At 61.4% G+C, this 25,626-nt stretch carries 23 protein-coding genes; all 23 read right to left on the reverse strand.

Features of this window, described 5'->3' with window-relative positions; genetic code table 11:
• Nucleotides 1-25 precede the first annotated feature (25 nt).
• Complete coding sequence (locus P3C29_RS20135) at nt 26-1,744, reverse strand: fused response regulator/phosphatase (RefSeq protein ID WP_275965284.1); 1,719 nt, start codon at nt 1,742-1,744, stop codon at nt 26-28.
• Nucleotides 1,741-2,046, reverse strand: a complete 306-nt coding sequence (locus tag P3C29_RS20140) for an STAS domain-containing protein (RefSeq protein WP_010166062.1) — start codon at nt 2,044-2,046, stop codon at nt 1,741-1,743. Before P3C29_RS20140 ends, P3C29_RS20135 begins: the two co-directional genes overlap by 4 nt.
• Before the next feature lie 88 nt (nt 2,047-2,134).
• On the reverse strand, nt 2,135-2,584 hold the full coding sequence (fliJ, locus tag P3C29_RS20145; protein WP_008434833.1) for a flagellar export protein FliJ: 450 nt from the start codon (nt 2,582-2,584) through the stop codon (nt 2,135-2,137).
• Nucleotides 2,585-2,587: 3 nt separating this feature from the next.
• A complete protein-coding gene (fliI, locus tag P3C29_RS20150) occupies nt 2,588-3,946 on the reverse strand; it encodes a flagellar protein export ATPase FliI (RefSeq protein ID WP_010166057.1) in 1,359 nt (452 codons plus the stop codon).
• Nucleotides 3,936-4,700: a flagellar assembly protein FliH gene (gene fliH, locus P3C29_RS20155; protein WP_275965285.1), complete on the reverse strand. Its 765-nt coding sequence runs from the start codon at nt 4,698-4,700 to the stop codon at nt 3,936-3,938. The genes fliI and fliH overlap by 11 nt, the downstream gene beginning before the upstream one ends.
• 10 nt (nt 4,701-4,710) lie before the next feature.
• Nucleotides 4,711-5,730, reverse strand: coding sequence for a flagellar motor switch protein FliG (fliG, locus tag P3C29_RS20160; RefSeq protein ID WP_010166053.1), 1,020 nt, complete (start codon nt 5,728-5,730; stop codon nt 4,711-4,713).
• Nucleotides 5,723-7,498 (reverse strand): flagellar basal-body MS-ring/collar protein FliF, encoded by a 1,776-nt coding sequence (fliF, locus tag P3C29_RS20165; protein ID WP_010166051.1) that lies wholly within the window; start codon nt 7,496-7,498, stop codon nt 5,723-5,725. Before fliF ends, fliG begins: the two co-directional genes overlap by 8 nt.
• Before the next feature lie 14 nt (nt 7,499-7,512).
• A complete protein-coding gene (gene fliE / locus P3C29_RS20170) occupies nt 7,513-7,845 on the reverse strand; it encodes a flagellar hook-basal body complex protein FliE (RefSeq protein WP_010166049.1) in 333 nt (110 codons plus the stop codon).
• A 129-nt stretch (nt 7,846-7,974) separates the two neighbouring features.
• Complete coding sequence (locus tag P3C29_RS20175; protein WP_275965286.1) at nt 7,975-9,357, reverse strand: sigma-54 dependent transcriptional regulator; 1,383 nt, start codon at nt 9,355-9,357, stop codon at nt 7,975-7,977.
• Nucleotides 9,358-9,363: 6 nt separating this feature from the next.
• Nucleotides 9,364-10,575, reverse strand: coding sequence for an ATP-binding protein (locus P3C29_RS20180; protein WP_207202025.1), 1,212 nt, complete (start codon nt 10,573-10,575; stop codon nt 9,364-9,366).
• Nucleotides 10,576-10,685: 110 nt separating this feature from the next.
• Nucleotides 10,686-12,161: a sigma-54 dependent transcriptional regulator gene (locus P3C29_RS20185; protein WP_010166043.1), complete on the reverse strand. Its 1,476-nt coding sequence runs from the start codon at nt 12,159-12,161 to the stop codon at nt 10,686-10,688.
• A 172-nt stretch (nt 12,162-12,333) separates the two neighbouring features.
• Nucleotides 12,334-12,630: a flagellar protein FliT gene (locus tag P3C29_RS20190; protein WP_201125029.1), complete on the reverse strand. Its 297-nt coding sequence runs from the start codon at nt 12,628-12,630 to the stop codon at nt 12,334-12,336.
• 24 nt (nt 12,631-12,654) lie between these two features.
• Complete coding sequence (fliS, locus tag P3C29_RS20195) at nt 12,655-13,044, reverse strand: flagellar export chaperone FliS (protein ID WP_026077955.1); 390 nt, start codon at nt 13,042-13,044, stop codon at nt 12,655-12,657.
• 143 nt (nt 13,045-13,187) lie between these two features.
• Nucleotides 13,188-14,585 (reverse strand): flagellar filament capping protein FliD, encoded by a 1,398-nt coding sequence (fliD, locus tag P3C29_RS20200; protein ID WP_275965287.1) that lies wholly within the window; start codon nt 14,583-14,585, stop codon nt 13,188-13,190.
• 80 nt (nt 14,586-14,665) lie between these two features.
• Nucleotides 14,666-15,028, reverse strand: a complete 363-nt coding sequence (locus P3C29_RS20205; protein ID WP_275965288.1) for a flagellar protein FlaG — start codon at nt 15,026-15,028, stop codon at nt 14,666-14,668.
• A 75-nt stretch (nt 15,029-15,103) separates the two neighbouring features.
• Nucleotides 15,104-16,549 (reverse strand): flagellin, encoded by a 1,446-nt coding sequence (locus P3C29_RS20210; protein ID WP_275965289.1) that lies wholly within the window; start codon nt 16,547-16,549, stop codon nt 15,104-15,106.
• A 268-nt stretch (nt 16,550-16,817) separates the two neighbouring features.
• Nucleotides 16,818-17,747, reverse strand: a complete 930-nt coding sequence (locus P3C29_RS20215; RefSeq protein ID WP_003214601.1) for a ketoacyl-ACP synthase III — start codon at nt 17,745-17,747, stop codon at nt 16,818-16,820.
• Between the two features lie 303 nt (nt 17,748-18,050).
• Nucleotides 18,051-19,634: a flagellar hook-associated protein 3 gene (locus P3C29_RS20220; RefSeq protein WP_201125033.1), complete on the reverse strand. Its 1,584-nt coding sequence runs from the start codon at nt 19,632-19,634 to the stop codon at nt 18,051-18,053.
• A gap of 14 nt (nt 19,635-19,648) precedes the next feature.
• A complete protein-coding gene (gene flgK, locus P3C29_RS20225) occupies nt 19,649-21,682 on the reverse strand; it encodes a flagellar hook-associated protein FlgK (RefSeq protein ID WP_275965290.1) in 2,034 nt (677 codons plus the stop codon).
• A gap of 10 nt (nt 21,683-21,692) precedes the next feature.
• Nucleotides 21,693-22,952, reverse strand: coding sequence for a flagellar assembly peptidoglycan hydrolase FlgJ (flgJ, locus tag P3C29_RS20230; RefSeq protein ID WP_010166030.1), 1,260 nt, complete (start codon nt 22,950-22,952; stop codon nt 21,693-21,695).
• A 4-nt stretch (nt 22,953-22,956) separates the two neighbouring features.
• Nucleotides 22,957-24,045, reverse strand: coding sequence for a flagellar basal body P-ring protein FlgI (locus tag P3C29_RS20235; protein ID WP_169389231.1), 1,089 nt, complete (start codon nt 24,043-24,045; stop codon nt 22,957-22,959).
• Between the two features lie 27 nt (nt 24,046-24,072).
• Nucleotides 24,073-24,768: a flagellar basal body L-ring protein FlgH gene (gene flgH / locus P3C29_RS20240; RefSeq protein WP_010166028.1), complete on the reverse strand. Its 696-nt coding sequence runs from the start codon at nt 24,766-24,768 to the stop codon at nt 24,073-24,075.
• Between the two features lie 53 nt (nt 24,769-24,821).
• Nucleotides 24,822-25,607 (reverse strand): flagellar basal-body rod protein FlgG, encoded by a 786-nt coding sequence (flgG, locus tag P3C29_RS20245; protein WP_017477441.1) that lies wholly within the window; start codon nt 25,605-25,607, stop codon nt 24,822-24,824.
• Nucleotides 25,608-25,626 lie beyond the last annotated feature (19 nt).

Here is a 25,626-nt window from a genome sequence, read left to right on the forward strand (position 1 = left end):
CGCTCCTTGATCAAGAATCGGCGGATTATGCCAGAGCCTTCCATGAAAACTCCACGCACACACACCGCCCGCCGTCAGACCAGCCTACATCGCTGCTCAACTGACGTACCAGGCTCAACCCCCGACCAGACAGACGGTCAACATCCAGCGGCCTGGCCAACACCTTCTCCACATCAAACCCCGGCCCACTGTCCTCGATCCGCAAGGTCAGGCAACCGCCCTGCCCGGCCGGCACCACATTGAGGTGCACCCGCACATACCCGCTGTTCACCTGCGCCAGCCGCTCATTACGCTCCCGGTAATACGCCGCAAATCCCTGGGCATCCCGCTTCAGCCGCGAATCCAGCCCCAGCACGCCATGCTCCAGGGCATTGGAATACAACTCAGCCATCACCGTGTACAACGCACCGCTCTGCTCGCGCAGCCCATGAATCTCCAACAGCAGTTGCAGCAAATACGGCAAAGGGTTGTAGGACTTGAGCGTCTCGGCACGAAATTCAAAGCTGACCGACCAATCCAGCGGCGACGACTGGCCGCTGTCGGAATACATCACCGACGGCGAGCGCAACACCTCCCCCGCCTGCAGGCTGATTTCCACCATGCTGATGTCATCGCGCACTTCACCGCGAAAACCCGCCAGGGCCTGCTCGATCTCCTCGAACAACCGGTCGGGCTCGCGATTGGCCGCAAACACCTGCTGCAAACGCTCGGCGCCAAACAATTGCTCGTGGGCATCGGCGGTGTCCAGCACGCCATCCGACAACAAGAACACCCGGTCGCCCAGCGCCATCGGCCAGACTTCAGTGCGGTCGTCAAACGCCTCGGCCGCCAGTATGCCCAGCGGCAAATGCCGAGACACCAGCGGCGTGCGCTTGCCGGTGGCGATTTCATGCACGTAGCCCTCGGGCATGCCGCCGTTCCACACTTCCACCACCCGCCGCTGGGCGCTGAGGCACAGCAGGGTAGCGCAACAGAACATGTCCACCGGCAAGATGCGCTTGAGCTTGGCGTTCATCTCCCGCAACGTCTGCGCCAGGCCGTAACCCTTGGCGGTCATGCCGTAGAACACTTCCGCCAGGGGCATTGCGCCGACCGCGGCGGGCAAACCGTGGCCGGTGAAATCCCCCAGCAGCACATGCATATCGCCCGACGGCGTGTAGGCCGCCAACAGCAAATCGCCGTTGAACAGCGCGTAGGGCGATTGCACGTAGCGAATATTCGGCGCGGCGTTGATACAGCCGGAGTGGGCGACCTTGTCGAACACCGCCTTGGCCACCCGCTGTTCCTGCAACAGGTGGTCGTTGTGCCGGGCGATCAGATCGCGCTGCTGTAATACCGTGGCCTGCAAGCGACGCAGGCGGTCCATGGCGTTGATCTTCGCCGCCAGGATCACCTGGTTATAGGGTTTGGCCAGGAAGTCATCACCGCCCGCATCCAGGCACTGGGCCAGGGCTTCGCTCTCGCGCAGGGAGGTGAGGAAGATGATCGGCACCAGCGCCTCCCCCGCCAGGTGCTTGATCTGCCGGGCCGCCTCAAAGCCATCCATGACCGGCATCAGTGCGTCCATCAACACCAACTGCGGCCGCTCGCGGATGAACACTTGCACCGCTTCCTCGCCGTTGCTGGCGGTGATCACCTGGTGCCCCTGGCGGCGTACGATGGTCGACAGCAACAACAGGTCAGCGGCGCTGTCTTCGGCGATCAACACCGTCAGCGCCTCAAGGACCGGGGCCAGGACGCTCAAGTGAGGTCGAACAGTTTGTCGAAGTTGGAAATGGCGAGGATCTTGCGCACGTCGGAGTTGCTGTTGACCACCTGCACTTCGGCATTGTCGCCTCCGGCATGGTCACGCAACAGCAGGAGCATGCCCAGGGCCGAGCTGTCCATGTAGGTGGTTTCCTTCAAGTCCACCACGTAGATCTCGGGCACCTTGTAGAACCGCTCGTAGGCATCACGAAAGGCCTGGTGGCTACCGAAATCGAATCGCCCCCTGACGGTGATCGTCAACTTCGTCCCGTCCAGGGACACTTCTGATTCGACTGACATACGACTGCTTCCTTGTCATTGGCAATGTGCAACAAGGTTTAGCAGGTGATGGGGAAGTGGGCAAATCCATGCAGCAGCGGTGGCGTGGTTAATAGGGGTTTTGGCGGGGAAGACGTTGGGACAGCTCATCGAGCAATTTCTGCTCGCGCTTGTCTTCCAGCGCACGGGCTTCGTCGATGTAGCGCTGCACCAGTTTGCGCAGGCCTTCGACCCGGGCGTAGGCCTGTTGCCAACTGTCGCGGGCCTTGTCGACGTTGGCCTGGTGCCACGCCAGGCTCTGGCGTTGCTGGCCGACAGCGGTTTCCAGTTGATTGAGAAAGCCCTGGTACCCCATCAGCCATTGCCCGGACACGCCCTTGCTGCCGCGCTCGATCCACTGTTGCTGATACTCGCCGCGAAAGCGCTCCAGGTCGCCCAGTTTGCTTTCCGCCAGGCGAACCTGGCCCTGGAAGTAACCCAGGCGCTGGACGGCGGTCTTTTCGGCTTTTTCGGCCATGTCCACCACCGGGGCAAGGCGCGCGGCACGCGTGTTGGCCATGGGTTATCCGCCTGGCGCCGGCGCGAATATGGTGCCCAGGTGCGCCTCGCTTTCACCCATGCTGATCTTGTCGTTGAGGCCCTGGCGCAGGTAGGTCACCAGTTGCGGTTGCAGGGCAATCGCCAGGTCGGTCTCGCGATCGCCACCGGCCACGTAGGCGCCCACGCTGATCAGGTCGCGGCTCTGTTGATAGCGCGACCAGAGTTGCTTGAACTGCTGCGCGCGCATCATGTGCTCGGGTGTGACCACCGACGGCATCACCCGGCTGATGGAGGCTTCGATGTCGATGGCCGGGTAGTGCCCTTCCTCGGCCAAGCGCCGGGACAGCACGATGTGCCCGTCGAGCACGCCCCGTGCCGAGTCGGCAATCGGGTCCTGCTGGTCATCGCCTTCGGAGAGCACGGTGTAGAACGCGGTAATTGAACCACCGCCGGCCTCGGAGTTACCGGCGCGCTCCACCAGCTTGGGCAGCTTGGCGAACACCGACGGCGGATAGCCCTTGGTGGCCGGCGGCTCGCCGATGGCCAGGGCGATTTCCCGCTGGGCCTGGGCGAAACGGGTCAGGGAGTCCATCAGCAACAGGACGTTCTTGCCCTTGTCGCGAAAATATTCGGCGATGCGTGTGCAATACATCGCGGCGCGCAGGCGCATCAGCGGCGCGTCGTCCGCCGGCGAGGCGACCACGACGGAACGCTTGAGGCCTTCTTCGCCCAGGCTGTGCTCGATGAATTCCTTCACCTCGCGGCCCCGCTCGCCGATCAGCCCGACCACGATGATGTCGGCCTCGGTGAAGCGCGTCATCATGCCCAGCAACACCGACTTACCCACGCCGGTACCGGCGAACAGGCCCAGGCGCTGGCCACGGCCGACCGTCAATAAACCGTTGATGCTGCGAATGCCCACGTCCAGCGGCACGCTGATGGGGTTACGCTTGAGCGGGTTGATGGTCGGGCCGTCCATGGGCACCCAGTCTTCCGCCTTCATCCCGCCCTTGCCGTCGAGGGCACGGCCGGCGCCGTCGAGTACGCGACCGAGCATGCTCATGCCCATGGGCAGGCGGCCCGTATCAGCCAGCGGCACCACGCGGGCGCCGGGGGCGATGCCAGCGACGCTGCCGACCGGCATCAGGAATACTTTGCTGCCGGAAAAACCCATTACTTCGGCTTCGACCTGCACCGGGTGGTAGCTGTCGTCGTTGATCACCATGCAGCGGCTGCCCATGGCGGCGCGCAGGCCTTCGGCTTCCAGGGTCAGGCCGACCATGCGCAGCAGGCGGCCCTCCAGGATCGGCTGGCCCGGCAACTCGGTGACGTCGGCATAGCCACCCAGGCGCTTGGCAAAGCTGGTGCGATCAAGGCGCATCGGGGGTGTCCAGCTCGACGCTCAAGTCAGGCTCTGCGGGGTGCAGTGCCTGCTCGTGCAACTGGTCAAACAGCTTGGCCATGATCTGGCTGATGCGCGTCTCGATCGTGGCGTCGATGCGGCTGTGTTCGGTCTCCACCCGGCAACCGCCGGGCAGCAGCGCGGCGTCTTCGACGATGCGCCAGGTTTCTTCATGGCGCTCGCGCAGGGCTTTGACCTGTTCGAAATCCTGCGGGTTGATGTACAACCGCACATTGCCGACGCCCAGGGGCAGCAGCTTGAGGGCTTCGCGCATCACGCTTTCGATTTGCGTGGAGTCCAGCGCCAGCTCGCGCTGAATCACCTGGCGAGTGATGTGTTCCACCAGGCCAACCATGGCTTTTTCGATCTGTGAGTCCTGCTCGGCAATCGGATCGAACAGGCTGCCCATCAGGGTTTCCAGGCTGGCGAGCTTGACGCTCAGCGCCGCCTCGGCTTCCTGGCGGACCTTGAGGGTGGTGCTGCGAAAGCCGTCTTTCTCACCGGTGGAAAAGCCCTCGTTGTAGGCTTCCTGGCGAATGCTTTCCAGCTCTTCCAGGGTCAGTGGCTGGACTTCTTCCAGCGGCACTTCTTCCATCTCGGCCGGCGGTTCTTCTACCGCCTCCGGCTCAGGCTCCGGGCGATGCGGGTCGAAACTGGGCAGCGACCAGACGTCGAACCCTCCGACGTCCCGTGCGCGAATCAGATCGCTGGGCGTCTCATCTTTGTTCGACATGCGCGGCGCCTTAAATCATTTCTTCGCCGCCCTTCCCACCGAGAACGATTTCTCCGGCTTCGGCCATACGGCGGGCAATGGTGAGGATTTCTTTCTGCGCAGTTTCCACGTCGCTGACGCGCACCGGGCCCTTGGCCTCGAGGTCGTCGCGCAGCAGTTCGGAAGCCCGCTTGGACATGTTCTTGAAGATCTTTTCCTTGACGCCTTCGTCGGAGCCTTTGAGGGCCAGCACCAGCACGTCGGAGGAGACTTCCCGCAGCAACGCCTGGATGCCACGGTCGTCGACATCGGAGAGGTTGTTGAACACGAACATGAGGTCTTCGATCTGCACCGACAGGCTGTCGTCGATCTCGCGGATCGAGTCCATCAGTTGGCCTTCCACCGAGCTGTCGAGGAAGTTCATGATGTCGGCCGCACGCTTGATGCCGCCCAACGTGGTACGCGAAGCGTTGGAATTGCCCGAGAACTGCTTCTCGAGAATCGTGTTGAGTTCTTTCAGGGCCGCCGGCTGCACGGTGTTCAACGACGAGACGCGCAGGATGATGTCCAGGCGCACCTTGTGGTCGAAATGGCCGAGCACTTCACCGGCCTGGTCGGGGTCCAGATACGCCACCACGATCGCCTGGATCTGCGGGTGCTCGTAGCGGATCACATCGGCCACGGCTCGCGGTTCCATCCACTTCAGGCTGTCGAGGCCGCTGGTGTTGCCACCCAGCAGGATGCGGTCGATCAGGCCGTTGGCCTTGTCTTCGCCCAGGGCCGAGGTGAGCATCTTGCGAATGTAGCTGTCGGAGCCGACGCCCAGGCTGGTCTGGTCGCCGACGATCTCGACGAACTCGCTCATCACCTGCTCGACTTGCTCGCGGTGCACATTGCGCATCTGCGCCATGGCCACGCCTACCCGTTGAACCTCTTTGGGGCCCATGTGGCGCAGCACTTGGGCGGCGTCGGTTTCTCCCAGGGACAGCAACAGCACGGCGGCTTTGTCGACCCGGGAGAGTTTGGCTACAGCGGCTCGAGCATCACTCATCTGCGTTAATCCACTCTTTCACGACCTGGGCCACACGACCCGGGTCTTCGGCCACCAGGCTCTTGATTGCGTTCAACTGAGCGTCATAACCCTCGCTCGGGCTCGGCAACAGAATGCTTTGCGGGCCACCAAGGCTCACGCGGTCGTTGGCCAGTTCGCCATCGAGGCCACCCATGCCCCCCAACTCGACATCGCCGCCTGCCAAAGCAAGCTGCTTTTTGCCGTGGCCGGTGATGTTGTTGAGCACCGGACGCAGCACGCCGAACACCAGCACCAGGATAAACAGCACACCCAGCACTTGCTTGACGATGTCCCAGAACCACGGCTGAGTATAGAACGCCGCCTCGGCGATGACTTCGCCACGCTCGGCGGAGAACGGCATATTGATCACGCTGACGCTGTCGCCACGGCTGGCATCGAAGCCCACCGCGTCCTGCACCAGGCGGGTGAAGCGCGCCAATTCATCGGCGCTCCACGGTGCACGAGTGACGGCGCCGTCAGCGGCGTTGACCTTGACCTGGTCATCCACCACCACCGACACCGACAGGCGATTGATCCGGCCCTGTTGCTGCTTGGTGTGGCTGATGGAGCGGTCAAGCTCGAAGTTCTTGGTGGATTGTTGACGCTTGTCGGCCGGGTACGGCGCCAGCATCGGCTGGCCGGTGGCCGGGTCCATGATCTGCTGGCCGTTGGCGTCCAGCAGCGGCTGGCCAGGTTGCACCGCGCCTGCGGTAGCGGCAGCGCCACCGGTGGTTTGCGGGGCGGTAGCCGGGGTTGGCGGCTGGTTGCTCAGGGCACCCGGCACACCTTGCGGGCCATTGCTGGCGGTGCGTTGTTCAGTGGTCGACTGCTCGCTGCGCAGGGCCGGTTGGTCCGGGTTGAACTGCTCGGAAGTCGATTCGACCGCGCTGAAATCCACATCGGCCGACACTTCAGCCTTGTAGCGATCATTGCCCAACACCGGTTGCAGGATGTTGTGCACGCGCTGGGTCAGCATGCTTTCCATGCGACGGCTGTAGTCGAACTGCTTGCCGGCCATGGTCAGCGAGGAGTTTTCCGCCATGTCGGACAGCAGGTTGCCCTTCTGGTCGACCACGGTGATTTGCGACTTGCTCAATTCGGGAACGCTGGTGGCCACCAGGTTGATGATCGCCAACACCTGGCCAGGCTCCAGCGAGCGGCCAGCAAACAGTTCGACCAGTACCGAGGCGCTGGGCTTGCGCTCGTCGCGCACAAACACCGAGCTTTTCGGAATTGCCAGGTGCACGCGGGCACCCTTGACGTTGTTCAACGCGGAAATGGTGCGCGCCAGTTCGCCTTCCAGGCCGCGACGGTAGCGGGTGGCTTCCATGAACTGGCTGGTGCCCAGGCCCTGGTCCTTGTCGAGGATCTCAAAGCCGATATTGGCGTCGGAGGGGGTCACGCCGGCGGCCGCCAGTTTCATGCGCGCACGGGCTACATCATCGGCCTTGACCAACAGCGCGCCGGAATTCGGTTCGACGGTGTAGGCAATATCTGCCGCCGCCAGGGTTTCCATGATCTGCTTGGAGTCCATGCCCGCCAGGCTGCCGTACAGCGGGCGGTAATCCGGTTGCTGGGACCACAGCACCACGGCAAAACCAATCGCCACGCTGGCAGCCAGGCCGACCATCAGGCCCACCTGACGCAGCATAGTCATCTCGGAGAGGTTTTCCAGGAACGACAGGCCAAACAGCGGCGGCTTGCCGTCTGCCTTGGCGGGTGCGTTATCCACGACTGCTTCTGCCATGACTCAAATCGTCCTTAAACCGGCATCTGCATGATGTCTTGATAGGCTTGAACCAGCTTGTTGCGCACCTGGGTCAAGGCCTGGAATGAAACGCTGGCTTTTTGCGAGGCGACCATCACGTCGGTGAGGTCCACGCCGCTTTTGCCGATCTCGAAGGCGGTCGCCAACTGATTGGAAGCCTGCTGGGTATCGCTGACCTTGTTGATGGCCTGGCCGAGCATGTCGGCAAAGCTGCTCTGACCCAATTCCGGTACGGCTTGCGCGGCGGATTTCGGTTGAGACATGGCATCCATTTGCATGGACCGCATATCCAACATCAACCGATTGAATTCAACACCTTGGCTCATGAACGTTCTCTCCGACGACCCGCAATTTTTTGACACTACGCAACGGTTACTGGGGTGGTAGCAACAAGGGTGCCAGCTCCGTGGCAATTCGTAAGAAAAGGCGACTAACCCTGTCGGCTTCGAGAATTCTCAAGTGGCGTAGAGGTAGGCTTCCACGTCCATCCCGGCATCGCGCATCTGTGCCAGCTTGTAGCGCAAGGTGCGCGGGCTGATGCCCAGGCGCTCCGCGGCCTCTTTGCGGCGGCCGCGCTCGGAGCGCAGGGTGTCGATGATCATCTGGAATTCGCGGCGGCGCAGATCGTCGCCCAAGGCACCGGCCGACTCGGCGGGCGCGGCTTCAATCAGCGGCGCAACCGCCAGCGTCGGCAAGGGCGCAGCGCCCGTGCCCATGGCCAGGCAGAAATCCTGGGGCTGGATCAGGCCGCCCTGCTGCAAAATCAACGCACGCTGGATCGCATTGTCCAATTCCCGCACGTTGCCGGGCCATGGGTAGCTGATCAGGCAGGCCTGGGCGTCGGCCGACAGGCGCGCCTGGGCATGCTTCATTTTATTGACGTGCTTGCTCAGCAAGCGCTCTGCCAGCGGGATGATGTCTGCCGGGCGCTCGCGCAACGGGCGCCAGGCCAACGGGAACACCGAGAGCCGGTAGAACAAATCCTCACGGAAGCGCCCCGCCGCCACTTCGCCCGCCAGGTCGCGGTTGGTGGTGGCAACCACGCGAATGTCCAGCTGGATCGGCTTGCGCGCGCCCACCCGCTCCACTTCGCGCTCCTGCAATACCCGCAGCAACTTGGCTTGCAGGCCCAGGGGCATTTCGGAGATTTCGTCCAGCAGGATAGTGCCGCCGTCCGCCTGTTCGAACTTGCCGGCCTGCGCCGCGATGGCGCCGGTGAACGAGCCTTTCTCATGGCCGAACAAGGTGGCTTCGAGCATGTTGTCGGGGATGGCCGCGCAGTTGATCGCAATGAACGGCTGGCTGGCGCGATGGGATTGCTGGTGAATGTAGCGCGCCAGCACTTCCTTGCCGGTACCGGACTCACCGGAGATCAGCACGGTGGAGTCGCTGCGGGCCACACGGGCGGCCAGTTCCAGCAATTGCGCACTGGCCGGCTCGAAGGCAATCGGACCTTCGCCATCGGCGGCGCCCAGGGTGCCCAGGGCGTGCCGGGCGACCAGCTCGATCAAGGCTTTGGGCTCAAAAGGTTTGACCAGGTAATCCGCGGCGCCCTGGCGCATGGCATCGACGGCACGCTCTACGGCACCGTGGGCGGTCATCAACAGCACCGGCAACTGCGGCTGGCGCGCACGCAACAGGCCGAGCAACTGATGGCCGTCCATGCCCGGCATGTTCACGTCACTGACCACCAGGCTGAAGGACTCCTGATCGACCGCCTCCAAGGCTTCTTCGGCCGAACCGACCGCCCGGTAGTCATGGCCCGCCAGCAGCAGCGTGTCAGCCAATGCTTCACGCAGGGCGCGATCGTCTTCAACCAATAAAACCTTGATAGCCATGACCTTTTACTCCGCGCTGACGGCGCATGAAAACAGCGGCAGCGTGATCAACGCGCACGTGCCTCGACCCAACCGGGAATGCAGCTGCAATTCTCCCTGATGCGCACGGGCGACCGCCTTGACCACGGTCAGGCCCAGGCCGGTACCGTTGGTTTTGGTGGTGAAAAATGGCTCGCCCAGGCGTTGCAGCACCACCGGGTCAATCCCGCTGCCACTGTCGCTGATGCTCAGGCGCAAGGTGTCGCCACGGTTGTACAGGTGCACTTTGAGCCGCGCCCCGGGGCCACTGGCCTGGGTCGCGTTTTCGATCAGGTTGAGCAGCGCGCCCACCAGGGTGTCGCGGTTGCACAGCAACTCGCCGTGATGGCTGTCGCACTGCCAGCGGACTGAGGCTTCCTGGATATGCGTGGCGGCGGCAGCTTGCAGCGACTGCATCAACGCGGCCGGGGTGACGCGGTCGGTCAGCGGCAATTCGCCACGGGCAAACACCAGCATGTCGCGCACTTGATGTTCCAGCTCGTGCAGGCGCTCTTTGAGGCGACCGGCAAAACGCTGGTGGGTGGCGGCCGGCAATTGCTCATCAGTCAAATGACTGGCGTAGATCAGCGCGGCGGACAACGGCGTACGAATCTGATGCGCCAGAGAAGCGACCATCCGCCCCAGCGATGACAGGCGCTCATGGCGAGCCAACTGGTCTTGCAGATGACGGGTTTCGGTCAGGTCGTTGAGCAGCACCAACTGGCCGGGCTCGGCATCCAGGGAACGGGTGGCGATGGACAGGCGGCGCCCGTCCTTGAGGGAGATTTCGTGGCCGTCGTCTTCTCGCGGCGCAAAGCAGCGGGTGATGACTTCGCGCCACAGCTCGCCTTCCAGGGGCAGGCCGAGCATGTCGCAGGCTGCCGGGTTGGCTTCGCGCACGCGGCCCTGGTCGTCGATGACGATCACGCCACCGGGCAACAGGTCGAGGAGGTTTTGCAGACGGTTGGCCAGGCGTTCTTTCTCGGCCAGCTCTTCCATGCGCTGGGCACTGACCACCGCCAACTCGCCTTTGAGCTCGGAAACCCGGGCCTCCAACAGGCTGTAGGAGTCAGTCAACTGGCTGGACATCTGGTTGAACAGGGAAAACGCCTGCTCAAGCCCAAGGCGGCTGATCTGCTCTACGGAGGGGGCAGGCCCCTGAATGTCAGGGACCGAAGATAGTTGGGCGGCGTGGGGCATCATGCTCTCTCGCTTGGCTGACCGTCAGTTAAACGGAACGTTGCGAGTGCTGTAGCAATACCCGTGCCTAAAAAAATAGGCTTAGTTTTCAGTCAGTTGAAAAACAGGCGTCAATCATCCGCCTGTTCATCACCTTCGCGACGGCTCATGCCGTACTTGCGCATCTTCTCCACCAGGGTGGTGCGGCGGATGCGCAGTCGTTCGGCAGCGCGGGCGACGATGCCGTTGGCGTCGTCGAGCGCTTGCTGGATAAGGCCTTGTTCGAGGCTACCGAGGTAGTCCTTCAAGTCCAGGCCTTCGGGCGGCAGCATGGCGGTGGAACCGAAATCCGGCGTATGGCCGTTGATGGCCACGCGCTCTTCCAGGTCGCTGCGCAGGCTGTCGACCAACTGCTCGTCTTCGTCGTCGACGTAGCGGAATTTCTTCGGCAGCTCGACCACGCCGATCACCCCGTACGGGTGCATGATCGCCATGCGCTCCACCAGGTTGGCCAGCTCGCGGACGTTGCCCGGCCAGCCGTGGCGGCACAGGGACATGATCGCCGCCGAGTTGAAGCGAATCGAGCCGCGCTTTTCGTGCTCCATGCGCGAGATCAGTTCGTTCATCAGCAGCGGGATGTCTTCGACGCGCTCACGCAGGGGCGCCATTTCGATCGGGAATACGTTGAGGCGGTAATACAGGTCTTCGCGGAAGCTGCCGACCTCGATCATGCTTTCGAGGTTTTTGTGGGTGGCGGCAATAATGCGCACGTCGACGCTTTGGGTCTTGTTGCTGCCCACGCGCTCGAAGGTGCGCTCCTGCAGGACCCGCAGCAGCTTGACCTGCATCGGCAGCGGCATGTCGCCGATTTCGTCGAGGAACAGGGTGCCGCCGTTGGCCAGTTCGAAACGCCCGGCACGGCTGGTGATCGCCCCGGTAAAGGCACCCTTCTCGTGGCCGAACAATTCGCTTTCCAGCAGTTCTGCCGGGATCGCCCCGCAGTTGACCGGCACAAAAGGCCCGTCGCGGCGCTTGGAATGGTAATGCAGGTTGCGCGCGACCACTTCCTTGCCGGTGCCGGACTCGCCGAGGATCAACACGCTGGCATCGGTGTCGGCCACTTGCTGCATCATCTGGCGCACGTGCTGGATCGCACGGCTGGTGCCGACGAGGCTGCGGAACAGGTTGGGTTCGCGGTGACGACCGCGCTCGCGGGCCTGGTCGTACATCTCGCGGTAGACCTGGGCACGGTGCAGGGAGTCGAGCAATTTGCTGTAGCTGGGAGGCATTTCGAGGGTGGAAAGGACGCGGCGGCGCTGGTCTTCCGGAAGGTCCACAGAAGAAATATCGCCCATTAGCAACACCGGAAGGAACTCATCCCAGGTTGACAGTGTCTTTAACAAGCCCAGAACGGCGCCAGGAGCATTTACCGTCCCGATCAGCACACAAATGACTTCACGGCTCGACGTCAACGAGCTGACCGCCTGCTGCCAGTCATGGCTGCCGCAGGGTAGATTTTCTTCGCCAAGAAAATTCAGGATCACCGCCAGGTCGCGGCGCCGAACGCTATCGTCATCGATCAGCAGGATTTTGGTTTCACGCCACATGCAATAGCAACTTCCCTAGTAAAACTCTAATGCCCTCGAGTTGGGGCAATCTAGAAAAGCTGTAGGCATTTTCTGCGCTACAGCTTTCTGACGTCTGAAAATAGCACTAGTTAAGTCAAAAAATCGTGCACAGTCAAATTTATGACGCGCTTTGTTCGGATTAACTGAGCCTTCAGCCGAACAGATGGTAAACCTTTGACGCGCTTTCCGCTCGGTTGATCTGCGACATCTCCTCGAATATCGCCTGACGCTCCCCGGTTGTCACCTCAAGCAGCTGCTGATACACCGCCAGCAGACTCTCCAGTTTTTCCCGCAGGGCATCCTCGTCCACCGGCGCATTGCTCAGCGCCTCATCGATCACTGCACGGCACCCCAGGTCCAGTTCGCCGATGGCGTCCCAGTTACGTGCGGCCAATGCATCCATCAAGGCTTCGCGGGTCTCGTCAATCCGTTGCAGGGCGTGACTCATGACATCTTCCTCAGGCCAGCAGGCCTACAGTGTTGCAATACCGTCCCAGCCTTCCTTGAGCGTAATCATCAGGCCGGCGACTTCGTCGATCATCGCGACATCGCTCTTGGTATTGGCTTCGAGCAAGCGCGTGGTCATGTAGGCGTACAGATTATCCAATTGCTGCAAGGCGGCCGGATCATCGGTTTTTTCCGGGTTCAGGCCGTCACGCAAACCAATCAAAATATCGATTGCCTTGCCCAGCAACAGGCCTTTTTGCGCGATGTCGCCACGAGCCATGGCGCCCTTGGCCTGGGCCATGCGGTCCAGCGCGCCTTCCATCAGCATTTGAACCAGACGGTGCGGGCTGGCCTCGGAGACCTGGGCATGGGAATTGACCTTCTGGTATTGGCGAAGGGCTCTCATGGGATTCATGTTTCTACCTCGTGACAGGCAACAGCTAAAAAGAATGGGCTCTGACTATTATGTCGACGGCGTCGCAAAAAACTTTAAGCCGGCGGTCTGCTGAAGGTCGCGCCCGATAAAGCCTTCACTTCAGCGGGCGACCTCATCGAGGATCAGGTGGTCTTGGGATTGTTCAGCGCATCGAGGGTGGTCATTACGCTGGAGCGTTGAGCGGTGAGCTGTGCCACCAGGCTGTTCATCGTGGTGTATTTGGCCGTCAGGCTGGTCTTCAGGGCGGCCATGCGGGCGGTCAGGGTGTCCTGCTGGTTTTGCAGGTCCTTGAGGTTTGCCGAGAGTGTCGAAGAACGTGTGGCCAGGACGCCGGTGTTGGTCACCGCATAGCTGTCGGTCGCGGATTTCATACGCGCCAGCAGGCCATTGTCACCGTTGAAGATACCGCCGATGTCGGTGGGGTTGGTCAAGATAGCCGCACTGAACACCTTGTCGTCGATGCTCAACTTACCGGTGGTCTGGTCAGTGTTCACACCAAACTGGGCCAGGGATTTCAACGTGCCCGAACCCGCCAAGGCGTTCAGCTGAGCCCGCAAAGCGGTCTGCAGGCCGCGCATGGTGGAATCGCCCGTCAGCGCAGCCGCGGTGGTGGAACCGTCCGCGTTGGTGGTGACGGCGGTCTCGGTGTTGATCGCGGTTACCAAGGCGTTGTAGGTGTCGACAAAACCCTTTACCGAACTCTTGAGAGTATCGGTACTGCGCGTGACGCTGATGGTCGAGGCTATCCGATTGGCGTCTCCTGTTGCCCCTGTAGGCAAAGGCGACACGGCAGTCAACTTGATACTCACGCCACTGATCGCTTCGGTCAGGGTATTGCTCTTGGATTCCTGGGCGGTACCGTCGATGGTGTATTTCGCATTCACCGGCGCGCCGCCGACGACGGTAGTGCCGGTTTCCAGGCCGGTATTACCGCCCAGGGTAATGTCCGTGCCGGCGCCGGTATTGGACGACGTCACGACCAGGCGGGAACCGGTGGCGTCAGTCAGGATGTTGGCACTCAGGCCGGCGCTGCTGTATTGCGCGTTGATCGAGTCACGCACTTGCTGCAACGTCGCGCCCGGCGGAACGCTGACACCATAGCTCTTACCCGATTGGGAAATCTCCAGGGTCGTCGCGGTAGAGCCTTTATTGACGACTGCATTCGCCCCCGCGGCGTACGTCTGGGTGGCAATCTTCGAGGCAGTCGCCAGCTGAGTGACCACCAACTGGTAACTGCCCGCAGAAGCACCGGCACCCAAGGTAACCGTGGACACGTTGGCATCCGTGGTCGCCGCCGTCAGGCCACCGATACTGGCGTCCTTGGCCATGTTGTCCATGGCGCCGCGGAACGCATCGAGCGCCGCCTGAATCTTGCCAATCGAGGACAACTGGGCGGTCTGCGTCTGCGTTTGCTTGTTGATCTGCGACTGCTTGGGCGCCTGCTCAGCGTTCACCAAGGCCGTAACGATAGACTGGGTATCAATGCCCGTGACCGGGCCGCTGACGGATATATCACCCATGATGTTTCTCCTGATACGGGGCTGGCGCTTTCTTGACGGACGGCGCCTCAAGCAGCTACAGCAACAAAATTCATGCCAGCTCAGACTTTGGCGTCAAACAACAAGCTGCTGGCGTCGTGAAGACTTTGTGCAAGTTTCAATGCGGTTTCCGAAGGGATCTGGCGAATGACTTCGCCGCTTTCGGTCGCAATGACTTTGACCACCACCTGATGAGTGGAGTCATCAATGGAAAAATCCAGTTTGCGCTGGGCAGCCTGGACGAATTCGCGAATATCCTTGACGGCCTTTTCCAGGTCGTCCGGTTTCGTTTCCTGCTTGGGCTTTACTGCTGCGACGGTTGCATCGACCTTGGGGGTCTGCGCGTCGGCAGTCACAGGGGCAGGCGCACTCTGTGGCGTTGGGGCAGCAGGATAAGACAAGTTCAACTTGACGCTCATGTCCATGTCCAATCTCCTCATCACGCAAAAGACAAAAGGGCACGTAAACGCGCCCTTCCGTCAGTCATCTACCGGTCGCTATTACTGAAGCAGCTTCAGTACAGCGGAAGGCAGTTGGTTGGCCTGGGACAGGATCGCAGTGGAAGCCTGTTGCAGGGTTTGTTGCTTAGTCAGCTGAGCAGTTTCTGCAGCGTAGTCAACGTCCTGGATCTGACCGCGAGCGGCGCTGGAGTTGTCCGAGATGCTCTGCAGGTTGGCAACGGTGTTGTCGAAACGGTTTTGTACAGCACCGAGGCCAGCACGCTGGGAGTCGATGTCGGAGATCGCTTGAGTGATCACGTCGATCGAGTTCTGTGCGTTGGCAGCAGTGGTGATGTCGGTGTTGTTAACGGTGGTTTTGGTGGAGTTGGCAGCAGTACCAGTCGCTGCGAACAGACCAGTCACACCGGCGCCGCTCAGGGAGTAGCTGCTGGAGGAGTTCAGGGAAACTGCACCCGTGGCGATGATCGCGGTGGCAGCCAGGGCAACGGCAGTGCCGGCAGTACCGGTACCATCCAGGGTGGCAACCTTGATACCGGCAACAGCACCGGCGTCGCCAGCGTTGAAGGTCAGGTTCTCACCGGTATCGGACTTGACCGACAGTGCCTTGGTGGTCGAATCGAAGTTAACGGTGATGCCCAGCTTGGCAGCGTTGGACTTCAGTTGGTCAGCCAGGTCAGAAGCGCTGGTCACGCCAGTGAACTGAACCGCAGCACCGCTACCGACTTGCAAGGTGAAGTTGGCGCTGGCAGGGGTTGCACCAGCAATGGCAGCGGAGTCAATGGTGAACTGGGCAACAGTGCTGGCAGTAGCAGCCAGGCCGCCTACAGCGCCGTTCATTTGCGCAGCGATCTGCCCGGCCGAAGCACCGGCAGCGATGGTCAGGCTCTTGGACTGGCCGCCACCGGTAACGGTGAGTGCGCCGCCGGCAACGCCTGTTGCGCTTGGAGCAACGCCTTGAGATTTCAGCTGCTGCGAACCAATGTTGTTGGCTGCAACGTTACCGATGCTCATGTCGATGGTCTGGTTGGCGTTGGCGCCGACCTGGAACGAAGTGGTACCGAAAGAACCGTCCAGCAGGTTCTTGCCACCGAAAGTAGTGGTGGTAGCGATACGGGTCAATTCAGCAGTCAGTGCTGCGTATTGAGCCTGGTTCGACTTACGGTCGTCAGCGCTTGGCGAGCCGTTGGCGGATTGCAGAGCCAGGGTACGCATGCTTTGCAGGATGTTGGTGGACTGCTGCATGGCGCCTTCAGCGGTCTGAGCAATCGAGCTGCCGTCGTTGGCGTTCTTGATTGCAACGCCCAGGCCGTTGATCTGGCTGGTCAGACGGTTGGAGATTTGCAGGCCGGCCGCATCGTCTTTGGCGCTGTTGATACGCAGGCCGGAGGACAGACGCTGCATGGAAGTTTGCAGGGCGCCGGAAGCCTTGTTCAGGTTGTTCTGAACGTTCAACGAAGCAAGGTTAGTGTTTACTGTTAAAGCCATGACGAAATCCTCGTGGGGTTGTTTACTGCGGCTTCCGGCCCTGGCAACCGCCGGGTGTGGCCTAGAGAACCTTCGTAATAGTTATCGTCGTGAATGCAGGTTGCTTGAGGACTTTTTTGATTTTTTTTACTAGCACCGTGCCACCCCTTGTAATTCAAGCATTTACGATAGCCCAACCCCCAGCAATTGCTGGATTTTTTGGCGTCAAATAAAAAACGCCCATGATCTTTCGATCATGGGCGTTTTTGTGTGCAGCGCCTTTAAAGCTTCAAGGGCGGTGCAGAATCGCCGACCCCCAGGACAAGCCCACGCCAAAACCGCTGATCGCGACGCGCTTCCAGGTGGAATCGAGCATGTGCTTTTCCAGCAGCAGCGGAATGCTCGACGACACGGTGTTGCCAGTCTCGACCATGTCCTTGATGAATTTATCTACCGGAGCATCTTCAAAACGCCGGGCCACGGCGTCGACAATTGCCGCACTGCCCTGGTGGATGCAAAACGCATCAATCTCGTCGGCCTTGAGGTCCGATTCGTTGAGCAGCTCGTGCAGGTGCGCCGGTACCTTGAGCAACGCAAAGTTGAACACCTGGCGGCCGTTCATGAAGAATACGCCGTCGCTGACCTTCAGGTGCGGCGCACCGGAGCCGTCAGTGCCGAACTTGGACTTGCCCAACTGCCAGGGCGCGTCTTCACCCATCCAGGTCGCCGTCGCGGCATCGCCGAACAGCATGGTGGTGTTGCGGTCTTCCGGGTCGACGATCTTCGAGTACGGGTCGGCAGTCACCAACAGGCCGTTTTTCAGGCCGGTGGCTTCCATGAAGCCCTTCATCGCATAGATGCCGTAGACGTAGCCCGAGCAGCCCAGGGAAATATCAAAGGCCGCCACGTGCGTCGGCAGGCCCAGTTTGTCCTGGACGATGGCCGCGGTGTGAGGCAAACCCTCTTCGTCACCGTTCTGGGTCACGACGATCAGCGCGTCAATGGATTCGCGCTTCAAATCGGGGTTGTTGGCAAACAAGGCGTTGACCGCCTCGACGCACAGATCGGAGGTTTCCTGCGCGGCATCCTTGCGCGGCAGGAACGCCGACCCGATCTTGCCAATGATGAACTCTTCATCCTTGGCGAATTTGGCACCCTGGGCGTAGTTATCGATCCCGTCTGCCGGCACGTAACTGGCGATGCTTTTTATGCCAATCATTGTGGCTTCCCAATACTAAATAGCTGGAGAACACCCCGCGAGACACGTCGCCGGGTGCTGACAATAATGGGGATAACCCCGCAAAAAACTCGCCGAAAACCGCCTTTATACCCTGGCGGCAGGCCCTCGCAGAGACCTGGCGACGACCTATCCTTTTCACACGATACAGTGAAGATGCGCTTTATGACTCACAGGTCACTCAATTTTCTGCGCTTTATGCGAAACACGGGGACATACAAGCCCCAAAAACAACAACGGCCCACCCCGTTTCCAGGGTGAGCCGCCGGGTGCCGCCGCCGAAAATCACATCTTGCTGAACAGGCTCAGCTGGGAGATTTTCACGAACGCCAGTTGCGAGGCCTGCAACATAGTCTGCTGCAAGGTCAGGTCAATGGCGGCCTGCCCCATATCAACGTTCGCCAGCGACGACATGGTGGAGGTATTGGCCAGGCCCAGGCTGGTGTTTTCCGTGCTCTGGATATCCATCGCATTCTGGCGCGCGCCGATGGAGCCGCGCACCTGGTCGATCTGCGCCGAAGCATTGCCCAGGTTGCCAATGCTGGTGGCGACCACGTCCTTGAGGTTGTTCAAGGCGACCGGGTTGCCGTCTGCCGGGGTTTCCAGGGCCTTGCGCAACTGGCTCAAGGTGTCCAGGGCATTCATGTTCTTGTTGCTGGTGGCACCGACCGAGAACTGGTCACCGGCGCCGGGCGTGCCACTCACCCCAAAGGTCACGCCCGCCGTGGTGATCGACGTCGCGCCGGCCGCCATGGTCCCGGAGGCAATGGCCTTGCTGTTGGCAGTGTACGGCTGGGCGAACACCTGGTAATCGGTGCCACTGGTGAACTTGATCACCGCACCCGAGTTGGGAAAGGTGTTGGTATACGCCGCCTGGTCCGTGACGCTGCCACCGGTCAGTTGCGCGGTGGACGCATTGCTGGCCGTGCGCGAGACACTGAAGCTGTCCGGCTTGGTTGCCAGGCTGAATTCCTTGCCTGCCACCAGCGCATCAGAGGCCGCGCCCGGCGCAACGTCCTTGCCGAGGTTCAGCCGAATGTCGAACGTAACGCCCCGCAGGTTGATGCTGGAAGAGCCTTCCTTGGTGGAGTCGAACGTACCGTTACCGGTGATCTCCGAGGTGACGTCGTTGCCGTCCTTGTCGGTCACGCTGTACTGGGTGCTGCTGGAGAAGGTCAGCTTATACGGCTGGCCATCGGAAAAGCTCTTGGCAAACGTCGTGCTGGAGGTGATCAGCCCTGCCGAGATGCCCACCGTGCCGTCATTCACCGCAGGCGGCAGCAACGTGGCCTGGGTGCGACCGGTGTTGGAAGAGCTCTCAAGCAGCGCCTTGCCGGTATCGCCCATGGAGATCGACAGGTTGTTCGAAATCTGCAGGCTCAGAGGCGTCTCGTCACCCTGGTACGAGTAGGTACCGTCGTTGTTGCGGCTGTACGGCGGGGTGTCGGTCTTGGCACCGGAGAACATGTAGTTGCCGCTGGAGTCCTTGGAGTTGAGCAAGCCCAACACCTGGTCTTCCAGCGCGCCAACCTGGGCGGCCAGGGCCTTGCGATCGTCGTCGCTCTTGCCGATGTTACCGGCCTGCTGCGCCAATCCCTGGGCGGTTTGCAGCGCGGTATTGATGCTCTGCAGCACACTTTCTTCGTTGGTCAGGGAGTTTTGCAGGGTGGTGATGTTGGTGTTGTACTGCCCCAGCATGTCTTTCTGCTGCTGCAGCATCAGCAATTGGGCGGCGGCCACCGGGTCATCGGAGGCGGTCTGCACCCGAACGCCGGAGCTCGCCTGGTCCTGGGCCTTCACCACACCGGAATAGTTGTCCTGGTACTTGGCGGAGCTGGTGTCGAAATACTGCTGTGTAGAAATACGCATCGTCCCAGACTCCCTTAAAGTGCGTTGATCAGTGTGCTGAAGGTTTCCTGCGCCGCCTTGATGATCTGCGACGACGCGGTGTAGTACTGCTGGAACTTGATCATGTCGCCCGCCTCTTCATCCAGGTTGACCTGGGACACCGAGTTGGCTGCGGCCTTGTTCGCCGTCAGCAGCGCGCCGGTGGCGGTGCTGTCGGTATTGGCCTGGGCGGCCTTGGAACCCACTTGGGACACCAGGCGGCTGTTGGCACTGACCAGGCTCACGCCCCCGTTGCCGTCCGTCACGCCGACGGTTGCCTTGGTCTGCAGGTCCAGCAGCGACTGGGCGTTACGGCCGTCGGAAGTTGCGCCACTGTTGAAGGAGAACGTGGTGCTGTCGTCCTTGGCAGGCGAGCCGCCAACGGTGGTATCAAAACTGAAGCTCTTGCCCGTGATCACCGCGCCGCTGGCATCGCGCATCGGCACGTTGATGGTGATCTTGTTGCCCTGGCCCGGGATGATGCTGCCGGTGCCGATCGGGTTACCCTGGGCGTCGCTGACCGTGTACGGCTGGGTGCCGTCCGCGGCCTTCTCGCCAAACACCATTTTCACCGGCATCGAATTTTCGATCCCGGTACGCAACTGGGCCGTATCGGCACCGCCGTGAATATCCAGCGGCACACTCAACTGCGGCGGCGTGAACGTGCCGGTGCCGCTGTTCTTGCCGGCAACGCCGGCCAACGGCCCGGCGAACGCGAGTTTATTCGGGTCTGTGAGGTCGACACCGATGCCGGTGGCGCCATTGGTGGTCGGGCTGACCTTGAAGTTGTCACCGGCCGCCATCGGCCCCTTGCCATCCAGCGCCAGGGTGAAACCGTCGATAACCGGCGGCGGCGTGGTAGTGGTGTCGAACGAGCCCATGGCCTTGCCGTCGGAACGGACCACGTTGTACTGGTTGCCGCTGGTAAACGTGACCTTGTAGTCGTAGGTGGTCAGCTTGCTGCTGTCGGCAATCGACACGTTCAGGTTGCCGGAGCCGACACTGTTACCCGCCGCTGCCTGGCTGCGCTGGGAAATGGCAGCGGCCGTGTTGATGTCGGTGAACAGCGAGGAGCCGAAATCACCGTTGAGGTCCAGGCCCTGGCCCAGCTGATTGTTGACGGTATCGGCGGTGACAATGGCCAGCCGGCCCAGGTCATTGATGGCCGGCATCAGCACATCGCTGCGATAGCGCATCAGGCCGCCAATGCTGCCGCCGCTGACCACCGAACCGATGTCCATGGACGTACTGCCCATGTTGATCTGGATGGTGTACTGGCTGTTGTCGGTCTTGCTGGGCACTGCTGAAATGGTATTGGCGATATCACCTTCTACCAGCGACTGCCCGGTGCCGGTGGTCACGCTGAGCTGGCCGTTCTTTTCGGTGGCCGTGACGCCGATCAGCTCATTGAGCGAACGGACCGCTTCGGTGCGTGCATCCAGCAGGTTGGCGGGCGCGCTGCTTGAGGTGCCCTGGGCCTGGGCAATCTGTTTGTTCAGCGACGCAATCGAGGAGGTCAGTTTGTTGACCTGGTCGCTCATGGTGCTCAACTGGCCGTTGATGCTTTCTTTCTGCTGGCTCAACTGCGAGGAGATGGCGTTGAACCGGTTGCTCAAGGTCTGGGCACTGGTCACCAACAACTGCCGGGCGGACACATCACTGGGGGTGGCCGCAGCGGTCTGGGCTGCCGCGAAAAAGGCGCTGAGTACCGCCGACATGCCGGTGCTCTTGTCCGACAGGGTCTTGTCGATCGCACTGGCCTGGCCCAGGTAGGCGTTGGCATCGCTATTGAGGGCGGTGCTGTTCTGGTAGGCGGTGTTGAGGAAATCGTTGTACACCCGGCGCACATCCGCCAGGGTCGTACCGGTGCCGATATACACACCGCCGAACGCGTTCGAGGCGTTGGCGTTCTGGGTGGTCTGCTGACGCGAGTATCCCGGGGTGTTGACGTTGGCGATGTTGTTACTTAAGACCGACAACGATCCTTGGGCGGCATTGAGCCCCGACATCCCGATATTGAGCAAACTCATGATTCAGACCTTATAAATGAGTGGAAGCGCCCGCGGCAGCGTAGTTCTGGTAGCTGTTCATCGTTTTTGCAATCTGCGAAATCTTGCTGGCGTAATCCGGGTCGGTTGCATAACCGGCTTTTTGCAACTCGCGCACAAACTGTTCCGGGTTGTCGGCTGATTTCACAACTTCTTTATAGCGATCATTGCTTTGCAGCAACGTCACCAGGTCATGGAAGCTGTCCTGGTAGGAATTGTAGGAACGGAACTGCGCCGTCTCCTTGACCATCGCGCCATCACGAAACTCGCTGGTGATCGCGCGGGCCTGTTCACCCTGCCAACTCTGGCCGGCCTTGATGCCGAACAGGTTGTGGCTGCTGGTGCCATCCTCGGCACGCATCACCGACTTACCCCAACCGGTTTCCAGGGCGGCCTGGGCCACCAGGTAGCGTGGGTCGACGCCAATCCGCGCGGCAGCCTGCTTGGCCATCGGCAACATGGTGGCGACAAATTCATCCTGCGAGCTGAAGGCTTTTTTCGCCGGCGCCAACGGTGGCTGCGCCACGGCGCGACCGTAAACCTGCATTTGCCCGCGAGGCAGTGCGGCAAGGCTGCGGGCGGTGCTGTTGACCACACCGTCATCGGCGGCACTGTTACGCAGCGGCGCGGCCTTGGCGGCAGTGGTGGCCTCGGCGCCCGGCACAATGCCGGCCAGCAGGCGATCGGTGAGCTTGCTCGGCAACGAGATGCGGCGCTGGTTCATCAACGCGATGTCGTTGGCGTGGGAGTTGGTGCCCTCGGGCACCGCCACCCGATACGCCCACAATGGCCGCTGACCATTGCTGCGGCCCAACGGGCCATCGGCCTTGGTGCCAGCGGCAATTTCGGTGGGCACATCCACCTTCTTCTCAGCTTTATCCGGGCCTTGCAACGTGGCCGCCTGGGCGTCCACCGGCTTGTTCTTCTGCATCTGGCGCAGCAACACGTCGGCCAGGCCGATACCGCCGCCCTCGCGAGACAGCGAGACCGCCAATTGCTGGTCGTACATTTCCTGATACTGCTTGGCCGCCGGTGTATTCAGCGGGTTGTCCTTGCCCAGGGCTTCAGTGGCCGAACGCATGGACTTGAGCATCTCGCCAAGAAACAGCGACTCGAATTCCTGCGCGACCTTGCGCATGTTGCCGTCGCTGTTCTTGTCGCCGACCTTCAACTGGTTCAGCCGGTTGAGGTCGGAGTAAGAACCCGAATCCGCCGTGCTGCTCAGGCCGCTCTTGCGCATGTCCATGGCCATGGCGTCAGATCACAATCAGGTCGGCTTGCAAGGCGCCGGCCTGTTTCAAAGCTTCGAGGATCGCCATCAAGTCGCCGGGCGCTGCGCCCACCTGGTTCACCGCACGGACAATCTCGTCCAGGGTGGTGCCGGGGCCGAACTTGAACATCGGCTTGGCTTCTTGCTGGGCATTCACCCGCGAGCGTGGCACCACGGCGGTCTGGCCGTTGGACAACGGGCCAGGCTGGCTGACGATCGGGTCTTCGGTGATGGTCACGGTCAGGCTGCCGTGGGTCACGGCGGCCGGCGAAACCTTCACGTTCTGGCCGATCACGATGGTACCGGTACGCGAGTTGATGATGACTTTGGCCACCGCCTGGCCCGGGTCGACCTCAAGGTTTTCCAGCAGGGACAGGTAATCGACACGCTGGCTTGGGTCCAGCGGTGCGGTGACGCGAATCGAGCCGCCGTCAATCGCCTGGGCCACGCCCGGGCCCAGCAGGTCATTGATCTTGTCGACCACACGCTTGGCAGTGGTGAAGTCCGAACGGTTGAGGTTCAGGGTCAGGCTGTTGCCCTGGTTGAAGCCGCTGGGCACGGTGCGCTCCACCGAGGCGCCACCGGGAATCCGGCCGGCCGACGGCACGTTGACGGTGATCTTCGAACCGTCGCGGCCTTCGGCATCAAAACCGCCCACCACCAGGTTGCCCTGGGCAATGGCGTAGACGTTGCCGTCGATACCTTTAAGAGGCGTCATCAGCAAGGTGCCGCCGCGCAGGCTTTTCGAGTTACCCATGGACGAGACGGTGATGTCGACCACTTGCCCCGGCTTGGCGAACGGTGGCAGGTCGGCACTGATGGACACCGCCGCGACGTTCTTCAACTGCACGTTGCCCGAGCCCGGCGGCACCTTGATGCCGAACTGCGAGAGCATGTTGTTGAAGGTCTGCAGGGTGAACGGGGTCTGGGTGGTCTGGTCACCGGTGCCGTTAAGCCCCACCACCAGGCCGTAGCCGATCAATTGGTTGGACCGCACGCCGGAAATGCTCGCGATGTCTTTCAAGCGCTCAGCCTGGGCGCCTGCGCTCAGGGCCAGCAGCAACATCGCAGCCATCAGCTGTTTGAAGTTCAAAGTGATCACCTAGAAAGGGAACAGCGGGCTAAGGAAGAAACGGTCAAACCAGCCCGGCTGACTGGCGTCAGCAAACGAACCCGTACCCGAGTAGGTGATGCGTGCATCGGCAATCCGTGTCGACGGCACGGTGTTGTCGGTGGAGATATCGTCTGCGCGAACCATGCCCGCAATGCGCACCAGCTCGTCACCGGTGTTGAGGGTCATCCACTTTTCGCCGCGTACGGCGATGATGCCGTTGGGCAGCACGTCGGCCACGGTCACGGTGATCGAACCGGTCAGGCTGTTGCCCTGCCCGGCCGCACTCTTGCCGTTGGTGGCGCGGTCGCCGCTGTAGCCGGCGTCCAGGCTCAGGTCACCGCTGCCCAGCGGGTTGTTGGTGTTCGGTACACCGCCAAACAACGAGGTCAGGCCGATGCTGGTCTTGCTGGTCTTGCCGATCTGCGAGTTGGCGTTCTTGCTCGCCTGGGTCTTCTCGTTGAGGGTGATGGTGATGATGTCACCGACCCGGAAGGCCTTGCGGTCGCTGTACAGGTTCTGTTCGAAACCGGCCTGGTAGATCGAGCCATTGTTGGCGGCCGCCGGCAACGGCGTGCGCGGCAACACCGGCGCATAGTACGGGTCATTGGGCTTTGGCGTCGGGGCGACACAGCCCGCGAGCGCAGCAATCCCACTCAATGCCAGAACAGAAACATAGCGATTCATGACCCATACCTCACGGTGTTGCAGGCGCCGTCAATGGCGCCCCATAGACTTGATTACAGATTCTGCGTTACGAACGAAAGCATCTGGTCGGCGGTGGAAATCACCTTGGAGTTCATCTCGTAGGCGCGCTGAGTGGTGATCATGTTGACCATCTCTTCAACGGTGCTGACGTTGGACGTTTCCAGGGTGCTTTGCAGGGTGGTACCAAAACCGTTGAGGCCCGGGGTGCCGATTTGCGGCGCGCCGCTGGAGGCGGTTTCCAGGAACAGGTTGTTACCGATTGCCTGCAGGCCGGCCGGGTTGATGAAGTCGGCGGTTTGCAGGTTGCCGATCACCTGGGACGCCGGGTTGCCGGCCACGGTGATCGACACGGTGCCGTCGTTGCCGACGGTGAAGGTCTGGGCGTTGTTGGGCACGACAATCGCCGGCTCCAGCGCGAAACCGTTGGCGGTCACGACCTGGCCGTTGGCGTCCAGGTGGAACGTACCGTCACGGGTGTAGGTGGTGGTGCCATCCGGCTGCAGAATCTGGAAGAAACCTTTGCCGTTGACCGCCAGGTCCAATGGCTGGCCGGTTTGCTGCAGGTTACCGGCGCTGAAGTTCTTCTGGGTGCCCACAATCGCCACACCGGTACCCAGTTGCAGGCCCGACGGCAATTCGCTGTCCTGGGTCGACTGCGCGCCCGGCTGCTTCTTGATCTGATAGAGCAAGTCCTGGAACTCGGCGCGGTCACGTTTGAAACCCGTGGTGGACACGTTGGCCAGGTTGTTGGAAATGGTGGTCAGGTTGGTGTCCTGGGCGGACAAACCTGTTTTGGCAACGTATAGAGCCGGAAGCATGTTCTTCTCCTTCGTGCGC

The sequence above is a fragment of the Pseudomonas sp. 1912-s genome, from assembly GCF_029269205.1.
Lineage (GTDB): Bacteria > Pseudomonadota > Gammaproteobacteria > Pseudomonadales > Pseudomonadaceae > Aquipseudomonas.